This window comes from Comamonas sp. lk, from assembly GCF_900564145.1.
Taxonomy (GTDB): domain Bacteria; phylum Pseudomonadota; class Gammaproteobacteria; order Burkholderiales; family Burkholderiaceae_C; genus Comamonas.
Window position 1 is genome coordinate 879,378 of sequence record NZ_UOOB01000001.1, and the last position, 26,146, is coordinate 905,523.

The window sequence follows — 26,146 nt, forward strand, 5'->3', positions numbered from 1 at the left end:
CGCAGTCAGTGCAGCGCCGGGCACCACAAGCAGGGAGGAACACCATGAAAACCATAGACGAAATGCTGCACCTGGACCTGCTCACCCAAGAACAGCATCTGCAGATCAGCAACTGGATCGACGATGCGATCAGCCCCGAAGCCATTTTGCAAATGCCCGCTCCGCTGTGGCAGGCCGTGGAACGCGCCAGCCAGGCTATGGGCGTGAACGAGGATTTGCAGCGGCCGCCGGCACTGGATGCGGGCGGCATGACGTTCAGTCCATAAGAAGCGCAAGGCACCGATGAAAGCCTGGCCTTGCGTGGCTAGAAAATCCCCATAAAAACCAGATCAAAGGCAGGCTGCAATTGCGCAGCCTGCTCTGGTTATTACTTTTTCAGCGGAATCGGCGTGCTGGCCGGCACGGCCACGGCCGTCACGCTGTTTTGGGGCGAGCCTTCGATGACGCGGTCCGAATACGTCATATAGACCAGAGAGTTGCGCTTTTCATCGACCATGCGCACCACGCGCAGGCGTTTGAAGAGCAGCGAGGTGCGCTCGGTGAACACTTCTTCCTGCTGCTTGATGGGCGCAGGAATCTGGATGGCCGCCGTGGCCTGGCAGACGATGGAGGCTTCGGACCGGTCTTCGGCCAAGCCCAGCCCGCCCTTGATGCCGCCCGTCTTGGCACGCGAGACATAACAGGTCACGCCCTGCACCTTGGGATCGTCATAGGCATCGACCACGATTTTGTGGTCCGGCCCTATGAGCTTGAACACGGTATCCACCGCGCCAATCTGCTCGGCATGGCCCAGGCCCATGAAGGAGAGGCTGGCTGCGACGGCAGCAACAGCGGCCAGAAAAACTGAAAGACGTTTCATTCGCCAGAGCATAAGGCCGTTTGATGACGGCCGCAGCAGGCTCTGCGGTTTGCATTGAATCAAGGGTTAACCCTTGATATCGCCCGGGGCATTGCCTGGTGCCCAAGCCGGCTGGCAGGTCGGTGGCGACAATGGACGCCTCTTGTTCCCCGCCTGTGTTGCTGCTGCAGCACAGCGCCTCCCGACGGGCTCTCTGTAGCCCGTCCACCTGCAAGCCTGTATGGCTTGTCGACCGATTTCAAGAATCCTTTCTTTGGCAGCTGCAAGCCGGTTTTGGCGAACGGCTGCCGGATGGCGTTGGCTTGCTCCACGCCCAGGGCCTGCTGCGCAGGCCGCATTTTCGGAAAAGCGATAGGCATGTCTGTGAACTCTGCCGCGCCCGCACCGCAAGGTCTGGGTGCTTCTTCTTTGCTGCTGATGGCTCTGGCCTGTGGCTTGTGTGCCGGCGGCAATTACTTCAATCAGCCGCTGCTGCACTCGATCGCCGAGCATTTCGAGGTGGCGCAAGCGACCGCCGCGGCCAGCGTGACGCTGGCCCAGATGGCCTATGCCAGCGGCTTGCTGCTGCTGGCCCCGCTGGCCGACAAGCTGCAGCGCCGGGGCTTGGCCGTGAGTTTGATGCTGTTGGCGGCCGTGGGCCAGGCGATCTGCGGTTTTGCGCCCAGCGTTCAGGCCTTCATGGCCGGCACCGTGGTGGCCGGCCTGTTTTCCGTGGCAGCTCAGGTGCTGGTGCCCATGGCTGCCGCCCTGGCCATGCCAGGCCAGAGCGGGCGCGCCGTGGGCTGGGTGATGAGTGGCTTGCTGCTGGGCATTTTGCTGGCGCGCAGCGTGGCGGGCATGGTGTCTGAAGCCTGGGGCTGGCAGGCGGTCTACCAGGGCGCCGCCGTGGTGATGGCCGTGGTGGCGCTGTGGTTGTGGAAGATGCTGCCTGCATCACGCAGCAGCGTGCCGGTGAGCTACGGCCAGGTGCTGGCCAGCATGTGGCAGCTGCTGCGCGGCCAGCAGGCGCTGCGCCAGCGCACCCTGGTAAGCGCGCTGGCCTTTGCTTCAGTCAGCGTGCTGTTCTCCACCATGGCGCTGCAGCTATCCAGCGGGCCCTTGGGTCTGGGGGATGGGCAGATCGGCATGATCGGTCTGGCCGGTGCCGCCGGTGCCCTGGTGGCGACCCAGGCCGGACGGCTGGTGGACAAAGGCCTGGGCCGCGTGAGCTGCGCGATTGGCGCGCTGGCGCTGCTGCTGTCCTGGCCCATGTTGTGGTGGGGCGGTGCGCATCTGGGGTGGTTTGTGCTGGGCCTGATCGTGATCGATCTGGGTCTGCAGTGCCTGAACATCACCAATCAGGCCACGGTGGCCCAGCTGCTGCCCGCAGCGCGCGGGCGCATGAATGCCGTGTACATGACAGGCTACTTTCTGGGCGCAGCACTGGGCTCGGCCCTGGGGACGCTGGCCTGGCGCATCAATGGCTGGCAGGGTGCTTGCACGCTGGGTCTGCTGCTGGCCGTGCTGGCGGCTATGGGTACGTTCAGCATGCGGCGCAGCCATGCAGCGCTGGCTGCAGCTGCGTAAAGTGCTTCAAGAGTTTCAGTGAAAATGGGATCAAGCCCATTCAATCAAAGCGTTAGCTGCTATGAAAAAAGCCCGAGATAGGCGTCTCGGGCTTTTTGGTTGGCTGGGCAGCTTGATCAGGCTGCAGGCTGGGACTGACCGGCTACATGCTTGCGCAAATGTTCCAGGGCTTCCTCCACCTGATCGACCAGTACCAGGCACAGATCGCCAGGCTGCAGGCGTTCCAGAGCGTGGTCGATGGCCAGGAATTCACCATGGATCTCGGTGCTGTAGCTGGTGCGCGGAGCGCCTTCCAGGCCTTGCTTGAGCAGGCCTAGTACCTCGCCGTCGGCGCGGCCGCGCTGGCAGGCGTCCTGGTAGAGGATCACGTCGTCGAACACCTTGCCCAGGATTTGCGTCTGCTCGACGATGTCCTGGTCGCGGCGGTCGCCGGCGCCGCTGATCACCACGCTGCGCTTGTTGGCTGGCATGGCGCCCACGGCTTGCGACAGGGCGCGGATGGCATCGGGATTGTGGCCGTAGTCGGCAATCACGGTCGCGCCCTTGTAATCCATCACGTTAAAGCGTGCGGGTGCGTTGTCGCTGTCGTTCAAAAAGCCTGCCAGACCGCGGCGAATGGTTTGCCAGGGCAGGCCGACAGCCCAGGCAGCGCCAATCGAGGCCATGACGTTTTCCACCTGGAAGGTGATGGTGCCGTTGCGGGTCAGGGGAATCTCGCGCAGCAGGATGGATTCGCGCCACGAGCCTTCGGCGGCCACGATGGCATCGCCATCCACATAGACCACGCGGCTGCCCTGGGCACGGTGCGTGGCCATGACGGGGTGGTGACGGTCGGCGGCAAAGAAGATGACCTTGCCGGGGCAGGTTGTCGCCATATTGGCGACCAGCGGATCGGCAGCGTTCAGCACGGCGTAGCCGTCGGTGGCCACGTTCTGCACGATGACGCGCTTCAAGACGCCCACATCTTCCTTGGTGGTGATGAAGTTCAGACCCAGGTGATCGCCTTCGCCCACATTGGTGACCACGGCCACCTGGCAGCGGTCGAAGCCCAGGCCTTCGCGCAAGATGCCGCCGCGTGCGCATTCGAGCACGGCCGCATCGGTCTCGGGGTGGGCCAGGGCATTGCGGGCACTCTTGGGACCGGAGCAATCGCCGCTGTCGATCTGGCGGCCGTTCACATACACGCCATCGGTGTTGGTCATGGCGGTGCGCCAGCCGTGGGAGGTGAACAAATGTGCAAGTACGCGGGTGGTCGTGGTCTTGCCATTGGTGCCGGTGACGGCCACCAGCGGAATGCGGCCGTCATTGCCGGCGGCAAACAGCTCGTCCACCATGGGCACGCCCACGTTGCGGGGCTTGCCGAAGGAGGGGGCCAGGTGCATGCGCAGGCCGGGGGCGGCATTGACTTCGACCACGCCGCCGCTTTGCTCTTCCAGGGGCTTGAGCATGGTCTCGCAGACCACGTCCACGCCGCAGATGTGCAGGCCAATGGTCTGGGCGGCTTCAATGGCGCGGGCCGCGATTTCGGGGTGCACGTCATCGGTCACATCGGTGGCACTGCCGCCGGTGGATAGATTGGCGTTGTTGCGCAGCACCACGCGCTGGCCCTGGGCGGGCACGGAGTCGGGAGTCAGACCTTCGGAGGCAATGCGGGCAATGGCGATATCGTCCAGGCGAATCTTGGTCAGGGCCGTGCCGTGACCCGAGCCGCGGCGCGGGTCCTGGTTGACTATGTTTACCAGCTCGGCAATGGTGTGCGAGCCGTCGCCCAGCACCTGGGGTGGCTCGCGGCGGGCGGCAGCCACCAGTTGGCCGCCAACCACCAGCAGGCGGAAGTCGTGGCCTGGCAGGAAGCGCTCGACCATGATTTCGTCGCCGAACTCGCTGGCAACCTTGAAGGCTGCTTCCAGCCCTTCGCGGGTGGTGATGTTGACCACCACGCCCTTGCCCTGGTTGCCGTCCTGGGGTTTGACCACCACGGGCAGGCCCACTTCCTGGGCCACGACCCAGGCGTCTTCCACGTCCGCCACGGGGCGGCCCAGCGGCACGGGCACGCCGGCAGCATGCAGCAGGCGTTTGGTCAGGTCCTTGTCCTGGGCAATCGATTCGGCCACGGCGCTGGTGGAATCCAGCTCTGCTGCCTGAAAGCGGCGGGCCTTGGAGCCCCAGCCCAGCTGCACCAGAGAGCCGGTTGTCAGGCGACGATAGGGAATGCCACGGGCGATGGCCGCATCCAGAATGGCGCCGGTCGAAGGGCCGATACGGTCGTCTTCGTCCAGATCGCGCAACTGGGCAATGACTTTTTCGCTGTCAAAAGGCGTGTCGTTGAGTGCTGCCTGGATCAGGGCTTCGGCCTGTTCCATGGCCAGCTTGCCCACGGATTCCTCGGAGTACTCGACGATGACCTGGTAGGTGCCGTGTTCCACGGTCTCGTGCGTACGGCTGAAGGTGACGGGGCAGCCCGCCTGGGCCTGCAGCGACAGGGCCGCGACTTCCAGCACATGGGCCAGCGACAGATGCTGGTTGGCGCCATGCGGTTGCAGCGTGCCTATGGTGGGAAAGCGCGCGCGCAGCTTTTCTTCGAAGCCGGTAATGGCGGTGTAGCGCTGCTCGTTGTCTTCGCACTGCACGATGGACTCGATGGCGGTGCTGCGAGTCCAGAGATTGGGGCCACGCAAGGCTCGGATGCGGGTGATCTGCATAAGTGGGTTCTTTCAGATGGCAGACCGGTCAGCATCTGTATGCCGCCGGGCTGTTTGCATTTCTTCTTTGGTTGCGTGAAATCAGGCGGAGTATTCGAAGGTCTTGATACCGGCACCGATCAGCTCGGGCGTGATATCCAGAGCCCAGGCCGTGGCGATCGCTGCCAGCAGGGCTGGCGTGTCGGGGCGTTTGCCGCCGGGCAGGGACAGGGCTTCGAGTGTGCCCAGCAGGCGCTCTTGGGTGCCTGTGGCCAGCACCACGGTGTTGCCCTTGATCAGCACGGCGCGGCCGCCTTCATGCTGCTGCTCGGTGTTGGCGCGGTGGGCCGCCACCACGGCATTGCCGGCATCGGCGCTGTACAGAATCACTTCGCCATCGCAGAGTTCGGCCAGATCCGCCACCTCGGGCAGGTCGGCATTGAGCACGCCTGCGCCTTCGTCCAGCACCACATCGATCTGGGTGCGCATGACGCGGCGCATATTGGCCGCTTCCTGCACGTCGTGGTCGGCCAGAGTCTCAAAGCCGTCCATATCGGTGACCACGCCGACCAGGCAGCGGTCGTAGGACAGGCCTTCTTCCAGAATCGAACGCGAGGTGGTTTGAATCACGGCCGCTTCGGCCAGGCGGTTGGTCAGCAGGCGGTGCGCACCAGCCCAGTTGGCCGTATTGGTCTTTTGCGTCTGGCGGTTGGCCAGGAACATGCCCTCGCTGCTGGCCACGCCCGTGAGCTTGCCGGACAGCTGTAGCAGCCAGCCCACCAGGCGGGCGATAAACGCGTTGTTGCGCGTGCCCACAATGCCCACCACGGGGATGCGGCCGGCGCCGGCGCCATCTTCGCGGGGGAAGAGGTGATCGGCAATCGCCATGCCCACGGGGCGGGGCGCGCCGCTGGTGGGCTTGAGGTGCATCAGCAGGCCGGGGCCGGCATTGACTTCCAGGATGGCGCCCTGGCCCTTCAGGGGCTGGGAGACATCCTTGAGGATCATGTCCATGCCGGCGATATCCAGACCCACGATCTTGGCTGCCAGCGTGGCGTAATAGGCCACGTCGGGGTGCACGTCATCGGTGCAGTCAATGGCCATATTGCCGTTGCGCTGCAGCAGCACGGCCTGTCCTTGAGGAATGACGCTGTCGGGCGTCAGGTGCTGGCGGTTGAGTTCGAGCTTGACGGCGCCGGCTTCCAGCTTGATCCAGTCCAGCGGGTACTCCTGCTCGGGGCCGCGGCGGGGATCCTGGTTGAGCACGGCCACCAGCTCGGCCAGTGTGGCGATGCCGTTGCCGTGCACGCTGACGGTCTCGCCCTTGGTGGCGGCGACAACCTTGCCGCCCACCACCAGCAGGCGGTGCTCCACGCCGTCGATGAATTTTTCAACGATCACGTCCGAGCCTTCGGGCTGGGCCAGGGCGAAGGCGGCCTTGATGTCGGCTTCCTTGGACAGCTCCAGCGTCACGCCACGGGCATGGTTGCCGTCCGAGGGCTTGACGGTGACGGGGAAACCGATGTCCTGCGCCACTTCCCAGGCCTCTTCAGGGCTGGCCACGATCTGGCCTTCGGGCACGGGCACGCCGCAGGCGGTCAGCAGGCGCTTGGTGAAATCCTTGTCTTGCGCAATGCCTTCGGCAATGGCGCTGGTCTGGTCGGATTCGGCCGTCCAGATGCGGCGTTGCGCAGCGCCATAGCCCAGCTGCACCAGATTGCCGTCGTTCAGGCGGATATGTGGAATGCGGCGCTCGCCGGCGGCATCGACGATGCAGCCGGTGGAGGGGCCGAGATAGCGGTCGTTGATGGCCGTCTTGATGGCGTGAATGGCGGGCTTGAGCTCAAACGCTTCGTCGTTGATGGCTGCCATCAGCAGTTGGTGACCGTTTTCGAGCGCCACGCGGGCCACGGCCTCTTCGGGGCAACGGAACACCATGCGGTACACGCCGCGCTTGGAGATCTCGCGCGTCTGGCCGAATTCGGCCGGCATGCCGGCCAGGTTCAGCAGCTCGATGATCACGTGCTCCAGCACATGGCCCATCCAGGTGCCGCCTTCCAGGCGCTGGATGAAGCCGCCGCGCTCGCCTACGCCGCAGGTGTGCTCGATCAGATCGGGCAACCAGGCGGTCAGACGCTCGTTGAGGCCGGGAATCTTGTTGGACGGATAGTCTTCCAGCTCTCCCAAATCCAGCCACACCTCCAGAACCGGGCGGTAGGTCCAGACACTGGGGCCACGCAGAAAAGTTGTGCGCAAGAGTTGGATGTCGTTGAATTTCGCCATGTTCTGTCAGCAGTAATAAGGAGGAACAGGATTTGTAAACTCTGCCAAATATGGGTTGGCATTGTGCGCCCAGAATAGACGTATAGCGGGATGTCAGCCTAATTGCAGGTTCGCGCGTTGATAGAGGGGTATTGAGCGCCCGGCTCTGCCGCGTTTAGCCTGCCAATGCGGTTTCCCGCACGAATATCGGAGCCGCCAGGGGCGGAGAAAAATAATTCAAGATGCAACATCACCATACTGTGGACGCCTCGGCAGTCTTTGCCGGACCCTTGGGGGACGAATTGCGAGCCAAGCTCGCTCCTCATGAAAACGTGCTGGCCATCGTCCCGGTTGACCTGAGCGCAGATTTGCAGTTTGGCAACGGCCTGCTGGCCTTGACGCCGGACAGGCTGCTGGCCTGTGATCCCAAGACTCAGCAGTGGAGTGAGTGGAAACTCACTGTGGGTCAAAGTTTGCGTCTGCAGGATCATGGCGGCGTGGGCAATCTGGAGCTGCACGACCATGATGCGCGCCTGTCCAGGTGGTACATCACCCTCAAGCACCAGACGGCCATCTTGCTGCTGATGCAGCAGTTCGACCGCCAGCGCGAGCGCATTGCGCGCCAGGAAAGCTATAGCGCCGTGACCGACGAGGAGGCGGCCCGCTGCCCGGTCTGCCACGCGGCCCTGCCGCCCGATACCGACGAATGCCCGGCCTGCGCACGCCAGCAAGCTCCGCAGACCTCGACCTGGGTGCTGCTGCGCCTGTGGCGCTTTGCCAAGCCTTACCAGGGGCAGTTACTGCTGGGCTTTTTGCTGACGCTTGGCACCACGGCGGCCCAGCTGGTGGCGCCGTATCTGACCATTCCGCTGATGGACAAGATACTGATCCCGTTCCAGAACGGCGAGAAGATTGATCCCAGCCTGGTCAGCTTCTATCTGGGCGCCTTGCTGGTTTCTGCCTTGCTGGCCTGGGCGCTGGGCTGGGCGCGTACCTTTGTGCTGGCCAAGGTGTCCGAGCGCATAGGCTCCAATCTGCGCACCACCACCTACAAGCACTTGCTGAATCTGTCGGTGGATTTTTACGGCAGCAAGCGTACGGGCGATCTGATGGCGCGTATCGGGGCCGAAACCGACCGCATCAACCTGTTCCTGTCGCTCAACGCTCTGGATTTCGCCACCGATGTGCTGATGATCGTGATGACTTCGGCCATCTTGTTCTCCATCAATCCCTGGCTGGCCCTGGTCACTCTGGTGCCCTTGCCCTTCATCGCCTGGATGATCCACACCGTGCGCGATCGCCTGCGTACCGGCTTCGAAAAGATTGACCGCGTCTGGTCCGAAGTGACCAATGTGCTGGCCGATACCATTCCCGGCATCCGCGTGGTCAAGGCTTTTGCCCAGGAAAAGCGCGAAGCCGACCGCTTTGCCGATGCCAATCAGGTCAATCTGGAAGCCAATGACAAGGTCAACAAGACCTGGTCGCTGTTCACGCCCACCGTCACGCTGCTGACCGAGATCGGCATCCTGATTGTCTGGGGCTTTGGCATCTATCTGGTCGCTGGCGGCTCCATCACCGTCGGTGTGCTGACGGCCTTTATTGCCTATATCGGCCGTTTCTACACCCGTCTGGATTCCATGAGCCGCATCGTCTCTGTCACCCAGAAGGCAGCGGCCGGGGCCAAGCGCATTTTCGACATCCTGGACCATGTCAGCAACGTGCCCGAGCCCACTAATCCCGTGAAGTTGCCCAAGGTCAAGGGCGCCATCACCATGGAAAACCTGGGCTTTCGCTATGGCAGCCGCTCCGTCATCAAGAATCTGGATCTGCAGATTCAGCCCGGCGAGATGATTGGTCTGGTGGGTCACAGCGGTTCGGGCAAGAGTACCTTGGTCAACCTGATCTGCCGCTTCTACGACGTGTCCGAAGGCTCGATCCAGCTCGATGGCGTGGATGTGCGCCGCATGTCGGTGTCGGATTACCGCAGCAATATCGGCCTGGTGCTGCAGGAGCCCTTCCTGTTCTTCGGCACGATTGCCGAGAACATTGCCTATGGCAAGCCCGGTGCCAGCCGCGAGGAAATCGTGGCCGCTGCCCGTGCCGCCCATGCGCACGAGTTCATTCTGCGCCTGCCCCATGGCTATGACTCGCTGGTGGGCGAGCGCGGCCAGGGCCTGTCGGGCGGCGAGCGCCAGCGCATCTCGATTGCCCGCGCATTGCTGATCGATCCGCGCATCCTGATCCTGGACGAAGCCACTTCGGCCGTGGACACCGAGACCGAAAAGGAAATCCAGAAGGCGCTGGACAATCTGGTGCAAGGCCGCACCACGATTGCCATTGCCCACCGCCTGTCCACGCTGCGCAAGGCCGACCGTCTGGTGGTCATGGACCGCGGCGAGATTGTGGAAGTCGGCCCGCACGACGAGCTGATGGGAAAAAAGGGCGCTTACTGGCGTCTGTACGAAGCCCAGGCCCGCCGCGCCGAAGAAGATGCGCAAGCCGCAGGCCTGACGCTGCAGACCCCGGCCCTGGCGACAAAGGAATAAGTGATGATCAACACTCCCCACTCCGATCTGGCCGGCATGCAGCTGGTGCGTAATCCCCATGGCCGCCTGGTGCTCACGCTGGGCGACGGCACGGTGTACACGGCCGTGGTGCCCGTGCGGGCCTTTCCGATTGCCGCGCCTACCGAAGGGCTGTCGCTGATCGCCGCCGACGGCAAGGAAGCGCTGTGGGTGGCCCGCATGGACGATCTGCAGCCTGCCCATCGCCAACTGATCGAGGAAGACCTGGCCGCGCGCGAATTTGTGCCCACGATCGAGCGCATTCTCAAGGTCTCCAGCTTCTCCACTCCCAGCACCTGGGACTTGCAGACCGACCGCGGTGTCACGCAAATGGTGCTCAAGGCCGAGGAAGACATACGCAAGCTGGCGGGCCGTACCAAGCTGCAGATCACCGGCCAGGATGGCGTGCAGTTCCGCATTCCCGATACCCACCAGCTCGACAGAGCTTCGCGCAAGCTGCTGGAGCGCTTTCTGTAATCGCGCCCCACACCGTACAAAGGCCTTGCTGCGCCGCAGCAAGGCCTTTTTTCATGGTTTTTGAATAAAAACAGACTCAAGCCCTTATTGGGTAATCGCTGCGTGCTATCAAATAAAGAATGAAAAAGTGCTTTAGTTTTCTCAAGATGGGTCGATAACACGGCGAGAAAGCTGTTTTTTCGCCTGCAATCCCGCCAACCCCAAGAGAGGCTCGTCATGCAAATACCACCTGTTGACCGCTCCAGCACCCCGTGGCGAACTCAGGGTGCCGATTTGTATTCCACCGGTGCTTCCGGCGCCGTGCCGGTGCGGCCCGTCAATGCGGTGAATGCGATCGAGTCTGTGGACAAGTTGGGCGAGGGCCGCACGCTGCGCGAGCCCGAGAAACCATCCGCTCCCGATGCGGAAAACCGCGACTGGACGTTGGCCGAGGAGGTCAAGCAAAAGCAGGAGGTGGAGGAGCCGCCCAAGGAGCCGATTTCCAAGCAGCTGATCGAGTTCATTCAGTCCATGTGGCGGGCCAGCGCCCAGGCCGTGGAGCAGGCGCAGGACAGCAGCAAGGCCGAGGATGTGTTGAACAACAAGCTGTCGGCCCGCAACGAACCGCTGACCTACTCGGAACCCAAGGTCAAGCGCACGGGCGGCGACAAGAGCTGAAAGCCGATGCTGCTCTGCTTTTCAGAGCGGCATGCGTAGGCTTTTCAGGCAGTTTGAAGCTCAAAACCGCTTAGTTTTTTGCAGCGTCAGTGCTATCTGCTTCTGAATCAGGAGCGGGTGCGTGGTGCTCCGGCTGGGTCTTGGCGCTCTTGGCCACTTCGGCAGCCTTGGCCGATTCCCGTGCAGCGCGGTACTTGACGGCAAAGGCGCGCACTTCCTCATAGGTCACGAAACCATCCTTGTTGGTGTCGGTCTCATCAAAGGCCGCTGCCAGCTTGGGAATGATGGCCACTTCCTTGCGACTCAGCTTGCCGTCATGGTTGAAGTCCAGCATCTTGAATTGCTGCTGGGCCTTGATCTCGCCCTTGGACAGCTGCGCGCCCTGGGCCTTGTCGGCATCCGCATCATCGGCGCGCGCCGTGGGCAGCAGCACAAAGGCGCTGGTCAGCAGCACCGTCATGGCGGCTTTCATCATGGTCGATGAGCGGGCGGCAAGACGGGTGGAAGCGGTGCGGGAAATCGGGGCGGCAGAGTGAGGGAAAACTTTCGACATGGAACTCCAGTTGGGGGCGATAGCCTGATTCTCAACTGCAGTCCGCGCCAGCGGTCAGGCTTTTGCAATCGCTTGCCAGGCTTTGCGCAACTTTACGGATGTATCTACGCCTTCTCGTGCGCCACGCCGCTGCGCACATGGCCTGATGGCACATGGCTGGCCGCGTTGCGCACATGGCCGGTCTGGTCGTCAAAAAAGAAGTCAGGTTCAAACTCACGCAAAAAACCGCCCTTGGGCAGGCCGCCCAGAAACATGGCCTCGTCCACATCGATTTTCCAGTCCATCAGCGTGTTCAGTGCCCGTTCATGGGCCGGGGCGCTGCGGGCGGTGACCAGGGCCGTGCGGATCTGCATGCCGGGTGCATCCACCTGCTGCAGTCGGTGCAGGGCTGCCAGCAAGGGCTTGAACGGGCCTTCGGGCAGCGGCTGGCTGGCTTTTTCTGCCTCGTGTTTTTGAAAAGCCGCCAGACCCTGGCTTTGGTAGATGCGCTCGGCCTCGTCGGAAAACAGCACGGCGTCGCCGTCAAAAGCGATGCGCAATTCCTGCGGGTGGCTGCCGCTGGCGCGCCTGGAGTCGGTGTAGACATGGGCAGCCGGGTAGCCCAGTTGCAGGGCCTGGGTCACGTCTTCGGCATTGGCCGACAGAAACAGCTGCGCGCCCAGCGGGCGCAGATAGCTGAAGGGGTCGCGCCCCTGGGTGAATACGCCGCGCTGAATGGAGTGCAGGCCGTGGGCCTTGGCCGAGCGAAACACCCGCATGCCGCTGATGGGATCGTTGCGCGACAGCAGCACCACTTCCACGCGCTGCTGGGCCTCGGTATTGAAGGCCAGCAGTTTCTTGACCAGGGAGAAGGCCACGCCGGGCGCGGCAGGTACATCGAGGCGCTCGCGCTGCAGCTTCAGGTAGGTGGCGGGGTTGCTGTTCTCGAACAGGCGGTTTTCTTCCTCGAAGTCAAACAGCGCGCGCGAGGAGATGGCGACGACGATTTTCTCGTCCAGGGTCAGGGCCATGGTGGTACAGCTTCCGGTAGGTGGGCAGACAGCTTCAGATGATACGCAGCCTGCCTCATCCTCCGCCTCCGCTGCCTTACCAGTTGGCTTCGCGCTCCGGCGTGGCGCTGATGCGGTGTATGGAGAGGTCGGCGCCGTCGAATTCCTGCTCCTGGTTCAGGCGCAGGCCCAAAGTGGTCTTGAGCAGGCCGTAGACCAGAAAGCCACCGGCCGTGGCCCAGGCCACGCCCATCAGCGTGCCGATCAGCTGGGCGCCCAGGTGCACGCCGCCCAGTCCGCCCAGGGCCTTGCTGCCGAAGATGCCGGCCGCAATGCCGCCCCAGGCGCCGCACAGGCCGTGCAGCGGCCACACGCCCAGCACGTCGTCGATCTTCCAGCGGTTTTGCGTCAGCGTGAACATGATCACGAAGATGGCGCCGGCCGCCGCGCCCACAGTCAGTGCGCCCAGCGGGTGCATCAGATCCGAGCCAGCGCAGACGGCGACCAGGCCGGCCAGCGGGCCGTTGTGCACAAAGCCCGGGTCGTTCTTGCCCACGGCCAAGGCCGCCAGCGTGCCGCCGACCATGGCCATCAGCGAATTGACGGCGACCAGGCCCGAAATCTTGTCCAGGGTCTGGGCGCTCATGACATTGAAGCCGAACCAGCCCACGGTCAGAATCCAGGCGCCCAGCGCCAGAAACGGAATGCTCGATGGCGGGGTGGCGGCAATGGCCCCATCGCGGCGGTAGCGGTTGCTGCGTGGGCCTAGCAGCAGCACGGCGCCCAGGGCAATCCAGCCGCCCACGGCATGGACGACCACGCTGCCGGCGAAATCGTGAAACTCGGCACCGGTCAGCGCCTTGATCCAGGCCTGCACGCCGAAATGCTGGTTCCAGACAATGCCTTCGAAGAAGGGGTAGATCAGGCCGACGATGACGGCGGTGGCGATCAGCTGCGGCCAGAACTTGGCACGCTCGGCGATGCCGCCCGAGATGATGGCCGGGATGGCGGCGGCGAAAGTCAGCAGAAAGAAGAACTTGACCAGTGCATAGCCGTTGAACGCGGCCAGTTGCTCGGCACCCACGAAAAAGTGCGTGCCGTAAGCCACGCCGTAGCCGACCATGAAATAGACCACGGTAGAGACCGAGAAGTCCACCAGGATCTTGACCAGTGCATTGACCTGGTTCTTGCGCCGCACGGTGCCGAGCTCCAGAAATGCGAAACCTGCGTGCATGGCCAGGACCATGACTGCGCCCATCAAAATGAACAGGGCATCAGCGCCCTGTTTTAGTGCTTCCATGAAAACGCTCCAGCTGAAGTTTGCTAGTTATTGGTGCAGCATTGCGTGGAAAAAACGCAATGCACCAAAAAAAGCAAAAATCGCGCCATTCTGAAGTGAGTGGTGGCTCTGGATGGTGCGCGCCCCCGTCTGGTGCGCTATTTCACAAACTGGTTGAGCTGGATGATGGGCATCAGCACGGCCAGAACGATGAGCATGACGATCAGGCCCATGGCCACGATGAGCAGGGGCTCCAGAATGGTGGCCAGATGCATGGCCCGGCGCTGTACTTCGGTGGAGAGCTGGGTGGCCGCGCGCTGCAGCATCAGCGGCAGCTGGCCGGTCTGCTCGCCCAGACGTGCAAACATGGCCACCAGCCCGGGAAAGCGTTTTTTCTGCGCCAGGGCCGAGGCCAGGGGTGCACCTTCGCGCACCATGGCCAGCGCATCGAGCGCATCGGCGCGCAGGGCGCGGTTGTTCAGGGTTTCGGCGGCGGCCTGCAAGGCCTTGAGAATCGGCACGCCCGCCTTGGCCAGCATGGCCAGCGTGCCGGCAAAGCGGGCGGCGTTGTAGCTGCGTGCAAGGCGGCCTATCAGCGGGATATGCAGCCACTGGGCATCAAAGCGTTCGCGAAACGCTTCGTTCCTGAGCGCGATGCGAAAGCCTATGCCTGCCAGCACCAGCAGCGCCAGCATGGCCCAGCCATAGCTGCGCACAAAGCTGCTCAAGGAAAGCATGACCACGGTGAGAAACGGCAGTGCACGCTTGGTGCCGGCAAACACGCTGGCCACCTGGGGCACCACATAGCTGACCAGAAACAGCACGATGACGATGGCCACCAGGGTGACGATGGCCGGATACAGCGATGCGCCAATCAGCTTCGATTGCAGCGCCTGGCGCGACTCCAGATCGTCGGCCAGGCTCTCCAGCACCGCACCCAGGCTGCCACTGGCCTCGCCCGCACCAATCACGGCGCAGAAAATATCGGAGAACTCGCGCGGATGCTGACCCAGCGCCCGCGCAAAAGTGGAGCCTGCATTGACTTCGGCCCGCAGCGAGGCCATCAACTGGTGCAGCCGTTTGTCGTCTGCCTCTTCCGTCAAGGCCGCCAGCGCACGCTCTATGGGCAGGCCGGAGCTGACCAGACCCGAGAGCTGCCGAGTCCAGACCGCCAGCGAGGTGGAGTTGAGCACGGGACGGCTGAACCAGTTCGATGTCGATGGGCCTTGTGCATTGCCCGAACCCACGGGCTCCACCAGCAGCGGAATCAGTGCTTGGGTACGCAACTGGTTGCGCGCTGCGCGGGTATTGTCGGCTTCCAGAGTGCCCTTGCGGGTCTGGCCCTGGGCATCCAGGGCTTCAAAGGTGAAGGCGGGCATCAGTCAAAGGCATGAAAACAGTGACCGTCGGCCACCTGCCGATGATTGTGCCCGAAGCCTGTGACACTCAGGCCAGTTGCTCCAGCGGGCCGTCGAGTGCATCGGCGCGGGCGGAGGCCGGGCGTGCCAGCAGTGGCAGCGCATAGGCGCTGAACTCCGGCAGCGTGGGCAGCGTGCCCTGCTGCATGCTCCAGCCCAGATAGCTGGCAAGGTAGAGGTCTGCCGCCGTGAAGTGCGTGCCGCAGACATATTGCTTGCCGCGCACGGCGTGCAGCAAGGTGGCGACTACGTCGTCAAAGCGCCCAAAACCTGCAGCCACCGCCTGCTGTGGCGTTTGCCCGTTCAGCCAGCCTTCGGTCTTGGCGGTGGAGACCGCCTCCACCGGCCCGGCGACGAAAAACAGCCAGCGCAAATAGCTGCCGCGCTCGGGGCTGCCCATGGCCGGAGCCAGCTGTTTTTCGGGATAAAGCTCGGCCAGATAGGCGAGTATGGCCCCGGTTTCGGTGATGACGGTGTCGCCATGCTGCAGCGCCGGAACCTTGCCCATGGGGTTGATGGCCAGATACTGCGCAGACTTCATAGGCGGGCCGTAGTCCAGCGTGATGGTTTCGTACTCGGCATCGCACTCCTGCAGCATCCAGTGCACCATGCGAGCGCGGGACATGGGATTGCTGTAGAAGCGCAGCTTGGGGGCAGAGGTTGGGGACATTGCAGTTCTTCCTGTTGGCATGGCAAACGCGCCATGGGTGCAATGTAGGAAGAGAGGCTGACAGTTTCTGTCAGCAGAGCACCGCACTCAGTCCAGGGTGCAGCCGGTCTCGTCCAGCCAGCGCTGTATCAAGGCCTGACGTCGTTGCGGGTAACGCTCTCCCAGATCCTCCAGCGCGTCCACGCGGTCTGCACGAAAGTGGCGAAAGGCCTGACGGAGTTCGCACCAGGCCGAGACCACGCGGCTGCGCTCGAAGTAGGCCATGGCAAATGGCCAGATCTTGCGCTGGCTCAGCACGCCATGCTGGTCCCGGTAGTGCAGCATCACCTTGTGTTCGGCCCGGATGGCGCGGCGCAGTGCGGCCTGCCAGGGCTCGGCGGGAGGATCGTCTTGCATATTGGGAACCAGCAGGCCGCTGGTATCGACGGCAATGCGCAGATCCAGTGGCAGTGCCGCGCGAATGCGGTCCATGGCGGCCGTGGCGGCCTGTGCCAGTTGCGGGTCGGCCTGCAAGCTAGCCCAGCGGGCGCCCAGCAGCAGGGCTTCCAGCTCGTCGGCATTGAACATCAGGGGCGGCAGCAGAAAGCCGGGCCGCATCTCGAAACCTATGCCGGGGTCGCCCAAGATGTCTGCACCCTGGGTGCGCAAGGTGGCGATGTCGCGGTACAGCGTGCGCAGGCTGATGCCCAGTGTCCGGGCCAGTTGCGGCCCGGTTTGCGGCTGGCGGGCGCGGCGCAGGCTGTCCAGCAGCTGCAGCAGACGGGCCGAGCGGCTCATGGCAGAACGGTCACTGTATGGCCTGGGCGGTGATCTCCAGGCTGCGCAGGCGCAGCTCGGCATCGAACACGTCGCTGACCAGCATGAACTCATCGGCCTGGGTTTCCTCGGCCAGCTTTTGCAGGCCCTGGCGCACGGTGTCCGGCCCGCCGACCACACCCACGGCCAGAAAGTCGGAGATGGCGGCCTGGGCGCGGGCATCGAGCTGTTCCCAGAAACCCGGCACCGGAGGCTGCAGGCGCGAGCGGTTGCCCGTCAAAATGCCCAGAACCCGCTGGTAGGTGCTGCTGGCCAGAAACTGCGCTTCTTCGTCCGTGGGGGCGGCAATCACAGGCACGCCGACGATGGCGTAAGGCTTGGCCAGCGTAGCCGAGGGCTTGAACATCTGGCGGTAGACAGCCAGCGCCTGGTGCAGCATGCGCGGCGCGAAGTGCGAGGCAAAGGCGTAGGGCAGACCCATATGCGCGGCCAACTGGGCCGAGAACAGGCTGGAGCCCAGCAGCCAGATCGGCACCTGGGTGCCGGCACCGGGCATGGCGATGATGCGTTGACCCTCTTGCGCAGGGCCCAGCAGACGCTGCAGCTCCTGGACATCGCGCGGAAAGTCTTCCTCGGTCTCCACGCGGTCGCGGCGCAGGGCACGCATGGTGGGGCCGTCCGTGCCGGGCGCACGGCCCAGGCCCAGATCGATGCGGTCGGGATAGAGCTCGGCCAGGGTGCCGAAAGCCTCGGCCACTACCAGCGGTGCGTGGTTGGGCAGCATGATGCCGCCCGAGCCCACGCGAATTTTTTGCGTGGCGCCTGCAATATGGCCTATCAGCACGGCCGTGGCCGAGCTGGCAATGCCTGGCATGTTGTGGTGCTCGGCCAGCCAGTAGCGGCTAAAGCCCAGTTTTTCCGCCTGCTGGGCGGTGCGTACGGCAATCTTGAGCGCATCGGCAACCGTGCCGCCTTCGCGCACAGCCACCAGATCCAGCATGGAGAGCTTGATCTTGTCTAGTGATTTCATAGGGCCTCTAACAAATGTTTTTGATAGCTGTATGCGCTTTATCGATCAGCGCTTTCGGCCTATTTCTCTGCCAAAAACAATGCCGACCACCACACCCCAGACCAGCAGAACGATGGCCAGTGCGTAATAGGCAGCGCCCAGTTGCATGGCAAAAACCGAGCCCAGCAGCGCCACCAGCGCTGCGACGCGGATCATGCGGCGCAGCTGCGCCACATCCATGCGGCTCTTGAATTGCCACAGTACCGCCAGGCTGACGACGGCCAGCAGGATCAGCGGCAAAACGAGGTCGCCGCCATAGGGCTGGGCGAAAGAACGAAGGTTTTCAAGCATGCCGATGATTGTGGCAAAGCAGGCATTTCCGGGGTACGGTGGGGCCTTGGATGCGCAAAAAAAGGCCCGCCAAACGGCGGGCCAAGCGCACGAAACAAAAAGGTATCAGTTCAGACCCAGAGAGGCCAGCAGTGCCTCAGCCGCGACCTTGTTCAGGCGTTGCTGGTAGCTGACCATCTGCTTGTCGCGATAGCCCAGATAGGTGACGCCGCCGCGCTCCACAAACAAACGGTAATTCTGGAAGTTGCTGACGTTCAACTGGGTGGGCTCGGTGCTGAAACGCAGCACCTTGGCATCGCCCAGATTGCTGATGCTGTAGTTGCTCACCAGGATCACCTTGCAGGTGGAGACGCCGTTGATGAACAAGGTGGCGTTGCGGTTTTGCGAGGTATCACCTTCGCATTCGTAAAAGCGTGCCCGCAGCTCGCCACCGGGCTCAAAGCCCACCATATAGCGCTTGTAGGCACTGCTGCCGTCGGGCTTGAGATAGTCACGGCGCGAAACCAGCACGCGGGCGTTGTTGCCGTGTACCTGGGCCGTGCTGACGTTGCTGGCAAAGTCGCCGGCATTCCAGGCCACAAACTCCGCCAGGCTGGCGCTGTGCCAGACATTGCTGTCGGGGTTGTTGGGGTCGTTGGCGGGTGGAATGGTGGCGCGATTGGTGTTATTGCCCAGGTAGTACTCGGTGCCGCCCAGATCCGTCACCGTGCGATAGGCCAGCGTGGAGCCGCTGGGCCAGGTGGCGTTGGCGGGCAGTTGCGAGGGCTTGGGGCCCCAGTCCGCAAAAGAGCCGTCCGCCGAATCCAGCAGCGGGCTGGAGCGGATTTCGCTCACGATATCGGCCATCTTCAGACCCGAGATATCACGCACGCTTTGCTTGGCGCGGCTGCGCATGGCGTTGCAATACAGGGATTCGGTTTCGCCCGAGCTGCCGATATTGCCGACCTCGTGCACATAGTCGGTAGGGCAGCTGAACCAGGAACTGCCGGTCCAGTACACCTGAGGGCGCGCCCAGGGAGACTCCACGCCATTGACCACGCGTTCGCGGTACTCGGTGAAGTGCCGCTTGCCGTTGGCATCTGGCGTGTTCTGTGCGGCACTGGCCTCAAAGGCGCGGATATAGAAATTGCTGGCGTTGGTGAAGCTGAACCAGCGCAGGCTGCTGGTTTCGGTGGGGGTTGTGGCTTCAGGGGTGGTGGTCTGGGCTTGCGCGGCGGCGATCACGCCCACATTGGCGGCGGTCAGCCCCGAGGCATCGGCCACCTGGCGTGCGGTAGTTTCCATGGAGGCCTGTTTGTCCGCCATGGAGGTGTTGGGGTCGGCCAGGCTGGGATTGTCCTGCACCGCTGTGGCCAGGGTCTGCAACTGCTGGAGTAGACGGATGTTGATGACGCTGTCGATCTGGCCCGTAGTCAGCGGCTTGCCATCCACGCCCAGGGCGCCGCTGGTGTCGTTGCGCTGGACCTGGGTGGTCACCACAATCAGGCGGGCCAGCGTGGCCGCCAGCTTGCCGTCGGCCGAGCTGTCCTGGGTGAAATCGGCCATGGGCGAACCACTGAGACCCAACTGGGCCTGCACGGCTGCTGCAGCATCGGTCGTACTGCTGCTGGTGCTGGCTCTCTGGGTCTCGACCAGCGTGGTCAGAGGGCTGACCAGGGCCGTGGTATCGGCCGGAGCCTTGAGGGTGAAGGCCGTCTTGACGGGGCCGGTGTCCGCATCGATGGCATCGGTGCCCACCATGGCCAGAACAGCGTATTTGCCCAGATCCTCATTGGCTACGTTGAGGGTGGCATTGCCGCCAGCATCGGTGGTCGCCGTAGGCTCGCCTGCATCGCACAAGCCGTTGCTATTCTTGTCCAGGCAGACCACGGCTTTTTCCAAGGCTCCATCGACTACGGTGGTTTTCAGCGCCGTGGTGGCAGGGGCGGGAGGCGGTGGCGCAGGGACGGCACTGTCGCCGCCGCCACCTCCGCCACAGGCGGTCAGACCGGCCATCAGAGCGACGGTGGCCAGCGCCCGGGTGGGGCGCAGAAAAGGGGCTGGAGCAGGAATGCTGGGTTGCATGGATGAATGGACAGGGTGCTGCGTCATGAAAGCCTTTCAAAACAGGGCTTTTTGGTGTGGGAATTTCTCTGAGGTTTGTAAGTATTTGTTGGAGGAAATTCATCCCCAAAATAGGTGAAGGGTTTTCCCATGGCCATGTATTTGCTTGTTTTTCATATATTGCAAACCGTGTTCCATGTAACCTTGCAAGACGCGCTGACCTTCAAAATCAAACCAACCGTTCAGGTGCGCATATGGCTGCTGCTCATATTCCTATGGCTTTGCAAGAGCTGGTGCCCGATCTGATTGCCTCGATTTACGAGGCTGCGCTGGAGCCGGCGCGATGGCAGAGCGTGCTGCAGAAACTCGGCACGGCGCTGCGTTCGCCCGCCAGCGTGATCTGGGCCAATGACTTCGCCCAGAAAACCGTGGATATGGAGGGGGGCTTCGGCAGCTTTGGCGCCAGTTGCGGGTTTGACGCGGCCGAGCTGACGAGCTTTGCCCAGCACTACTGCCAGTGCAATGTCTGGCTGCAGGACCCCAGCCTGCACAGCCCGGGAACCGTGGTCAATTCATCCCAGCTTTTCCCCGATCAGCGACTGACGTCCACCGAATGGTTTGGCGACTGGTTGCAGCCTCAGGGCCTGTTTTATTCCTGCGCCGCGGTGGTGGAGAACCAGCACGAGCGCTCCTTCAATGTGACCATGGTGCGCCCGCGCGCTGCCGGCGCTTACGAGCCGCAGGAGCTGCAGCTGATGCAGCAGCTGATGCCGCATCTGCAGACAGCGTTTGCGATTCACCGTCGCCTCTACAAATCACAGGCGCTGGTGCATGCCTCGCTGGCCGTGCTCGAGGATTTGCCGCTGGGCGTGTTGCTGGTGGATGAACATGCCAGGCTGCTGCATGGCAATAGCCGTGCTACCGGGCTGATGGAGCGCAGCCAGCTGCTGATGCGCGCCGGTGGCGAGAGGCTGCGCGCCAGCAATGCGGCAGATGACCGCTGGCTGCAAAAAGCCATGCACGAATGCTTGGCCACCGGTCTGGGCAAGGCCGCGCATGTGGGGCGAGCCAGCCGTTTCAGAGGGCTGGCGGGTCAGCAGCTGCAGGTCATGGTGTCGCCGCTGCCGCGCCAGGTCAGCCCCTATGGCGTGCACTGCGCAGCCATGGTGTTGCTCAGCGATCCGGCGCTCACCATTCCTTCGCTGCAGGCGCTGCTGCAGGGGCTGTACCGGTTGACGCTGGCCGAAGCCCAGCTGGCGCAGGCCCTGGTCAACGGCTGGACGCTGCAGGAGTTTGCCGAGCGCCAGGGGCTGTCGATTCACACCGTGCGCTCGCAGTACAAGGCGGCTGCCAGCAAGGTGGGCGTGGGGAGGCAGGCCGATTTTGTGCGCGTGCTGCTCACGGGGCCGGCCTTGATGCGCTGGGGGCATCAAGCCGATTCGACCGCAATCAGTCACGCGTGACGCGCAGTACTTCCTCGGGCGTGGTGATGCCTTCGCGCACCAGGCGCTCGCCGTCATCGCGCATGAGCTGCATGCCTGCGGCCTGTGCGGTGGTGCGGATTTCGGCTTCGCTGGCGCCACGGTGAATCTGGGCGCGAATGGTGTCGTCCACCACCAGCATCTCGAAAATACCGGTTCGGCCCTTGTAGCCACTGGGCTCAGTGCTATCGATTTTTCTGACCAGCCGCTGTGCCAGCACGCCCAGCAGCGAGGAGGACAGCAAAAACGGCTCCACGCCCATGTCGATCAGGCGGGTGACGGCGCTGGGTGCATCGTTGGTGTGCAGCGTGGCCAGCACCAGGTGGCCGGTCAGCGAAGCCTGAATGGCGATCTGCGCGGTTTCGAAGTCGCGGATTTCGCCAATCATGATCACGTCCGGGTCCTGGCGCAGTATGGCGCGCAAGGCTTTGGCAAAGGTCAGATCGATCTTGCTGTTGACCTGGGTCTGGCCCACGCCGCCCAGCTCGTATTCGATGGGGTCTTCCACCGTCATGATGTTGTTGTGGCTGGCGTCCATGCGCTGCAGGGCCGCATACAGCGTGGTGGTCTTGCCCGAGCCCGTGGGTCCGGTGACCAGCACGATGCCGTGGGGCTGGGCCGTCATATGGGTAAAGCGCCTGAGCGTCTCGCCCTGCATGCCCACGGCTTCCAGGCTGAGCTTGCTCTCGCTCTTGTCCAGCAGACGCAGCACGGCGCGCTCGCCATGGGCGCTGGGCAGGGTGGAAACACGTACGTCGATGGCGCGCGTGCCCAGACGCAGGCTGATGCGGCCGTCCTGGGGCAGGCGTTTTTCGGCAATATCCAGATCCGCCATGATCTTCAGGCGACTGATCAACGCCGCGTGCAGGGCGCGGTTGGGCTGCACCACTTCGCGCAGATCGCCGTCGACCCGGAAGCGCACGCTGGAGTGGCGCTCATAGGGCTCGATATGAATGTCCGACGCACCGTCGCGCGCGGCCTGCGTGAGCAGGGCGTTGAGCATGCGGATGATGGGCGCATCGTCGGCGGTCTCCAGCAGATCTTCGACGGCGGGCAGATCCTGCATCATGCGCGAGAGGTCGGCGTCGGATTCGACTTCGCTGACCACCATGGCCGCGCTGGAGTCGCTTTGCGCATAGGCGCTGCTGATGCGATGCGACAGCGCCGTGGCGTCCAGCATCTGCCAGCGCTGCACGCCGTGCAGGCGCTGGACTTCGCTGATGGCCGACCAGTCCGGCGCCGGGCCGTGCCAGAGCATGGGCGTCTGGCCGTCGTCTTCGATCAGCAACTGGCTGCTGCGCGCAAAAGCATAGGGCAGTGGGTAACGCATGGGGTGCTCTGCTTACATGCTGCCGGGCGACAGACGGAGGGGCTCGGCGGGCGTGGCTTGGGTGCCGGTCGCGGGCTGGCCAGTCTGGGTGAAGTCCACCAGCTGGGGCTGACGGGCCGGCGTGTTCATCATGGCGCCGGGGCTGACCAGGGGCGATCGCGCAGGAGCGGCTTCAGGGTTGGCGGGCAGCAGGGCTGCACCGTTGACGTTGCGCAGCATCAGAGCGCTATCCGGCTGGATTTGCTGCTGCGTGGCGCGAATGGCCTCGTAGCGATCCTGAGAGAACTGCATGGTGGCGTTGGCATCGCGCAGCACCACGGGGCGCAGAAAGACCATGAGATTGGTTTTCTTGCGCGTGCGATTGGTGTTGCGAAACAGATTGCCCAGTACCGGGATGTCGCCCAGCAGCGGCACGCGCTCTTCGCTTTGCGAGTATTCGTCGCCAATCAGGCCGCCCAGCACCACCACGCCGCCGTCCTCGACCAGTACATTGGATTCTATGGAGCGCTTGGTGGTGGTGGCACCGCTGGCGCTGGTGCCCGTGCCGACCTTGACCGCAGAGTTTTCCTGGTAGACGGCCAGCTTGATGGTGCCGTTCTCGTTGATCTGCGGGCGTATGCGCAGCAAGGTGCCCACGTCCTTGCGTTCATAGGTGGTGAACGGGCCGCTGATGGTGTTGCCCTGGGTGGTGGTGGTCGGGAAGGGAACGTTTTCGCCCACCATGATGCTGGCTTCCTCGTTGTCCAGGGTCATCAGATTGGGCGTGGACAGCACATTGGTGTCGCCATTGCCCTGCAGGAAGTTGGCCAGAACGCCCAGCGAGGTCTTGCCGTTGACGCGCTGGGTCAGCCCGAGGTTCATGCCCTTGAGGCCTGCGGCCGCCTTGGCATCGGTATCGCTGAGGTCGGTGCCGTTGGCCAGCGAATTGAAGGCTCCCATCAGGCTCAGAATGCTGCCGCCGGCCACGGAAGAGGCGTTGCCTATGACGCCGGCCACCTGGCCTCCGTCGCGGATGATGGAGTTCCACTGCACGCCGAACTGGGCCAGCTTGTCGGTGGCCACTTCCACGATCAGTGCTTCGATCATCACCTGGGCGCGGCGGCTGTCGAGCTTGTCGATCACGGCGCGCAACTGGCGATACAGCGGCGGCGGCGCGGTGATGATCAGGGAGTTGGTGCTGGGGTCGGCCTGGATCATGCCGCCGGTCGAAGGCTGTTGCGCCGTGCCGAAGCGGGAGCTGGGGCCGGTATTGCCCGCACCCAGACCCATGGTGGCGCTGCCATCCGTGCCGCGGGAGATCATTGCCTGCTGGCTGCCGGCACCGGCGCTAGCCGTTGTGGAGACGGCACCTGCCACACCTGCCTGGTTGCTGGCTGCTGTGGCCTGGGCGCTGATGGCTGCGCGCAGCGTGGCGGCCAGGGAGGCGGCCTCCGCATGCTTGAGGTAGACCACCTGGATATTGCCCTCGTCGCTGCCGCCGCTCATGGCGGGCTGATCCAGCCTGGCAATCAGCGAGCGAATCTGCGACAGGCGTGCCGGATTGGCTGCGCGCACCAGCACGGAATTGCTGCGGGGCTCGGCCAGGATGGAGCTGCGGAAACTGTTGTCGGCCTGGCCGGCGGTATTGGCGGCGCCCATGGCTGCCGCTCCGCCTGGACCGCCGGAGCCGCCTTCCACCAGCCGGTTGACCAGGGCCACCATATCGGCGGCCAGCGCGTGGCGCAGCGCAATCACTTCCACCTCGGTGGCGTTGGAGACGTCGGTGCTGGCGATGATGCGCGAGATGCGCTGCAGATTGTCCGCATAGTCGGTGATGACCAGCGAGTTGTTGCCCGGGTTGACGTTGATGGTGTTGTTGGGGCTGATCAAGGGACGCAGCACCGGCACCATATTGGCCGCGTTCTCGAAGTTGAGCTTGAAGATCTGCGTGACGACCTGCCCGCCGCCGTGCTGGCCGCCCCGGCCCACGGCCACTTCATTGGCCTGCAGCTTGGCATCGGCTTCGGGGATGACCTTGAACAGACCGGCAGACTCGGCGACGGTAAAGCCCTGCATGCGCAGCGCGGCCAGGTATTGCTGGTAGGCCGTGGCCGGCGAGACGGCCTTGTCGGTCAGCAGCGTGATCTGGCCTTTGACGCGCGGGTCCACCACCACGTTGCGGTTGGTGATGGCCGCCATGGCACGCGAGACGGCTTCGATATCGGCATTGGTGAAGTTCAGCGTCACCGGTTCGCCGGGGCGCAGACTGGGCGTGTTGCCGGCAGTTTGAGCATGAATTGAGCTGCTGGCGCACAACAGCATTGCGGCAGCTGCTATGGAAGTGAGAGTATCTCGCCAGACGGAGTGCGTGTGCTGAGTCATGGATCAACCGAAGGTGATGATGGAACGCGCACCCTGGCGGCGCCCCAAAATATTGAGCAAATTGGAAAGAGCGGCTTCGCGCTCCGGGCTGGACCAGGCTTCGCCGCTGAAGTGCAGACGCGAGCCCACCCATTGGCCCTGGCCGCTGAGTTGCAGATCGCCCTGAAGTGTGGACAGGGTCAGGCGGGTGCTTTCGCCGCCGTCGATGTCCAGCCGGTAGCTGCCCAGCGGTTTGAGCGGGGACAGCCGCGAGGACACGGCAAGTGCCTCCAGCCGTGTGAGGCCCTGGTTGAGCATGCGCCCGGCCCGGTATTGCAGCTTGAGCCCGACGGTGCTCATGCGCAGCTGTCCTTGCAGGGCCACGGTATTCCATGGCGTGCCCAGCCCGCTCAGCAGATTGGCCGGCAGATCGATCTGGCTGTCGCTGACCTGCAGGCTGGCTCTGTTCAAGCCCAGCGTCAGCCGTGCCAGAACCGGGGCGGCGGTACAGCAATCGCTTTGCATGGCCAGCTGCGCGCCAAGCCAGTCGGGGCGCAGCGTCCAGTTCAGGCGGGTGGGCAGGCTGGTCACGTCGTGGCTGTCCGAGCCGCCGGTCAATACCAGCTGGGCCGAGCCATTCCATAGCGTGCCGCGGGCTTGCTGCAACTGGACCTGTCCGTTGCTGGCCTGATGTACCAGACGGGCAAGCCAGCTGGCAGGCGCGAACAGGGCTGCGCTGATGAGCAGGCCCAGCAGAACACCGGAAAACGCCCAGGCGCGCGGCGAACGCCAGTTTTTGACGTCAGCCTGGCGCGGGCGTGCCGCGGCAGGGGAGCGGTTCTTGCGCATCAAGGGCATCGC

21 protein-coding genes are annotated in these 26,146 nt (G+C 63.7%); 6 read left to right on the forward strand and 15 right to left on the reverse strand.

Features of this window, described 5'->3' with window-relative positions:
• Window positions 1–44 precede the first annotated feature (44 nt).
• Window positions 45–266 carry a hypothetical protein gene (locus EAO39_RS03950; protein WP_120966255.1) on the forward strand — a complete coding sequence of 74 codons (222 nt, stop codon included), beginning with the start codon at window positions 45–47 and terminating at the stop codon, window positions 264–266.
• Window positions 267–367: 101 nt separating this feature from the next.
• Here EAO39_RS03950 and EAO39_RS03955 read toward each other — a convergent pair whose 3' ends face one another.
• Window positions 368–871 carry a CreA family protein gene (locus EAO39_RS03955; protein WP_120966256.1) on the reverse strand — a complete coding sequence of 168 codons (504 nt, stop codon included), beginning with the start codon at window positions 869–871 and terminating at the stop codon, window positions 368–370.
• 345 nt (window positions 872–1,216) lie between these two features.
• Here EAO39_RS03955 and EAO39_RS03960 point away from each other — a divergent pair, with 345 nt between their 5' ends.
• Window positions 1,217–2,425: an MFS transporter gene (locus EAO39_RS03960; RefSeq protein WP_120966257.1), complete on the forward strand. Its 1,209-nt coding sequence runs from the start codon at window positions 1,217–1,219 to the stop codon at window positions 2,423–2,425.
• A 116-nt stretch (window positions 2,426–2,541) separates the two neighbouring features.
• On the opposite strand, the gene cphA (EAO39_RS03965) is transcribed toward EAO39_RS03960, so the two are convergent.
• On the reverse strand, window positions 2,542–5,127 hold the full coding sequence (gene cphA, locus EAO39_RS03965; protein ID WP_120966258.1) for a cyanophycin synthetase: 2,586 nt from the start codon (window positions 5,125–5,127) through the stop codon (window positions 2,542–2,544).
• Window positions 5,128–5,208: 81 nt separating this feature from the next.
• The gene (gene cphA, locus EAO39_RS03970) at window positions 5,209–7,389 is read right to left on the reverse strand and encodes a cyanophycin synthetase (protein ID WP_120966259.1); all 2,181 of its coding nucleotides are present in this window, start codon (window positions 7,387–7,389) and stop codon (window positions 5,209–5,211) included.
• Window positions 7,390–7,610: 221 nt separating this feature from the next.
• On the opposite strand from cphA (EAO39_RS03970), the gene EAO39_RS03975 reads away from it, so the two are divergent.
• The 3 genes from EAO39_RS03975 to EAO39_RS03985 all read left to right on the forward strand — a co-directional run bounded on the left by EAO39_RS03975 (window position 7,611) and on the right by EAO39_RS03985 (window position 11,066).
• Window positions 7,611–9,914: an ABC transporter ATP-binding protein gene (locus EAO39_RS03975; RefSeq protein WP_120966260.1), complete on the forward strand. Its 2,304-nt coding sequence runs from the start codon at window positions 7,611–7,613 to the stop codon at window positions 9,912–9,914.
• Window positions 9,915–9,917: 3 nt separating this feature from the next.
• The gene (locus EAO39_RS03980; protein WP_120966261.1) at window positions 9,918–10,409 is read left to right on the forward strand and encodes a DUF1854 domain-containing protein; all 492 of its coding nucleotides are present in this window, start codon (window positions 9,918–9,920) and stop codon (window positions 10,407–10,409) included.
• A gap of 216 nt (window positions 10,410–10,625) precedes the next feature.
• Window positions 10,626–11,066 carry a hypothetical protein gene (locus EAO39_RS03985; RefSeq protein WP_120966262.1) on the forward strand — a complete coding sequence of 147 codons (441 nt, stop codon included), beginning with the start codon at window positions 10,626–10,628 and terminating at the stop codon, window positions 11,064–11,066.
• 70 nt (window positions 11,067–11,136) lie between these two features.
• Here EAO39_RS03985 and EAO39_RS03990 read toward each other — a convergent pair whose 3' ends face one another.
• The 9 genes from EAO39_RS03990 to EAO39_RS04030 form a co-directional block, all read right to left on the reverse strand.
• Complete coding sequence (locus tag EAO39_RS03990; RefSeq protein WP_120966263.1) at window positions 11,137–11,619, reverse strand: EF-hand domain-containing protein; 483 nt, start codon at window positions 11,617–11,619, stop codon at window positions 11,137–11,139.
• Window positions 11,620–11,723: 104 nt separating this feature from the next.
• Window positions 11,724–12,629: a 5'-nucleotidase gene (locus EAO39_RS03995; protein ID WP_120966264.1), complete on the reverse strand. Its 906-nt coding sequence runs from the start codon at window positions 12,627–12,629 to the stop codon at window positions 11,724–11,726.
• A 76-nt stretch (window positions 12,630–12,705) separates the two neighbouring features.
• Window positions 12,706–13,908 carry an ammonium transporter gene (locus EAO39_RS04000; RefSeq protein WP_120966265.1) on the reverse strand — a complete coding sequence of 401 codons (1,203 nt, stop codon included), beginning with the start codon at window positions 13,906–13,908 and terminating at the stop codon, window positions 12,706–12,708.
• A 137-nt stretch (window positions 13,909–14,045) separates the two neighbouring features.
• Window positions 14,046–15,266 carry a type II secretion system inner membrane protein GspF gene (gene gspF / locus EAO39_RS04005; RefSeq protein WP_120966266.1) on the reverse strand — a complete coding sequence of 407 codons (1,221 nt, stop codon included), beginning with the start codon at window positions 15,264–15,266 and terminating at the stop codon, window positions 14,046–14,048.
• Between the two features lie 67 nt (window positions 15,267–15,333).
• The gene (locus tag EAO39_RS04010) at window positions 15,334–15,975 is read right to left on the reverse strand and encodes a glutathione S-transferase family protein (RefSeq protein WP_120966267.1); all 642 of its coding nucleotides are present in this window, start codon (window positions 15,973–15,975) and stop codon (window positions 15,334–15,336) included.
• 87 nt (window positions 15,976–16,062) lie between these two features.
• Window positions 16,063–16,752 carry a YafY family protein gene (locus EAO39_RS04015; protein WP_120966268.1) on the reverse strand — a complete coding sequence of 230 codons (690 nt, stop codon included), beginning with the start codon at window positions 16,750–16,752 and terminating at the stop codon, window positions 16,063–16,065.
• 10 nt (window positions 16,753–16,762) lie between these two features.
• The gene (locus tag EAO39_RS04020) at window positions 16,763–17,761 is read right to left on the reverse strand and encodes an LLM class flavin-dependent oxidoreductase (RefSeq protein WP_120966269.1); all 999 of its coding nucleotides are present in this window, start codon (window positions 17,759–17,761) and stop codon (window positions 16,763–16,765) included.
• Window positions 17,762–17,806: 45 nt separating this feature from the next.
• On the reverse strand, window positions 17,807–18,091 hold the full coding sequence (locus tag EAO39_RS04025) for a hypothetical protein (protein WP_120966270.1): 285 nt from the start codon (window positions 18,089–18,091) through the stop codon (window positions 17,807–17,809).
• 105 nt (window positions 18,092–18,196) lie between these two features.
• Window positions 18,197–20,182, reverse strand: a complete 1,986-nt coding sequence (locus EAO39_RS04030; RefSeq protein ID WP_240467122.1) for a hypothetical protein — start codon at window positions 20,180–20,182, stop codon at window positions 18,197–18,199.
• 206 nt (window positions 20,183–20,388) lie between these two features.
• Between EAO39_RS04030 and EAO39_RS04035 the strand changes: the two genes are divergently transcribed.
• A complete protein-coding gene (locus EAO39_RS04035) occupies window positions 20,389–21,597 on the forward strand; it encodes a helix-turn-helix transcriptional regulator (protein WP_120966272.1) in 1,209 nt (402 codons plus the stop codon).
• Here EAO39_RS04035 and EAO39_RS04040 read toward each other — a convergent pair.
• Genes EAO39_RS04040 through gspN form a run of 3 tightly spaced genes read right to left on the reverse strand, consistent with a single transcriptional unit; the run spans window position 21,584 to window position 26,134 of the window.
• A complete protein-coding gene (locus EAO39_RS04040) occupies window positions 21,584–22,945 on the reverse strand; it encodes an ATPase, T2SS/T4P/T4SS family (protein WP_120966273.1) in 1,362 nt (453 codons plus the stop codon). The two genes, EAO39_RS04035 and EAO39_RS04040, sit on opposite strands and share 14 nt — an antisense overlap.
• A gap of 12 nt (window positions 22,946–22,957) precedes the next feature.
• Complete coding sequence (gspD, locus tag EAO39_RS04045; protein ID WP_120966274.1) at window positions 22,958–25,306, reverse strand: type II secretion system secretin GspD; 2,349 nt, start codon at window positions 25,304–25,306, stop codon at window positions 22,958–22,960.
• Window positions 25,307–25,309: 3 nt separating this feature from the next.
• Window positions 25,310–26,134 carry a type II secretion system protein N gene (gene gspN, locus EAO39_RS04050; protein ID WP_120970654.1) on the reverse strand — a complete coding sequence of 275 codons (825 nt, stop codon included), beginning with the start codon at window positions 26,132–26,134 and terminating at the stop codon, window positions 25,310–25,312.
• Between the last annotated feature and the right edge of the window lie 12 nt (window positions 26,135–26,146).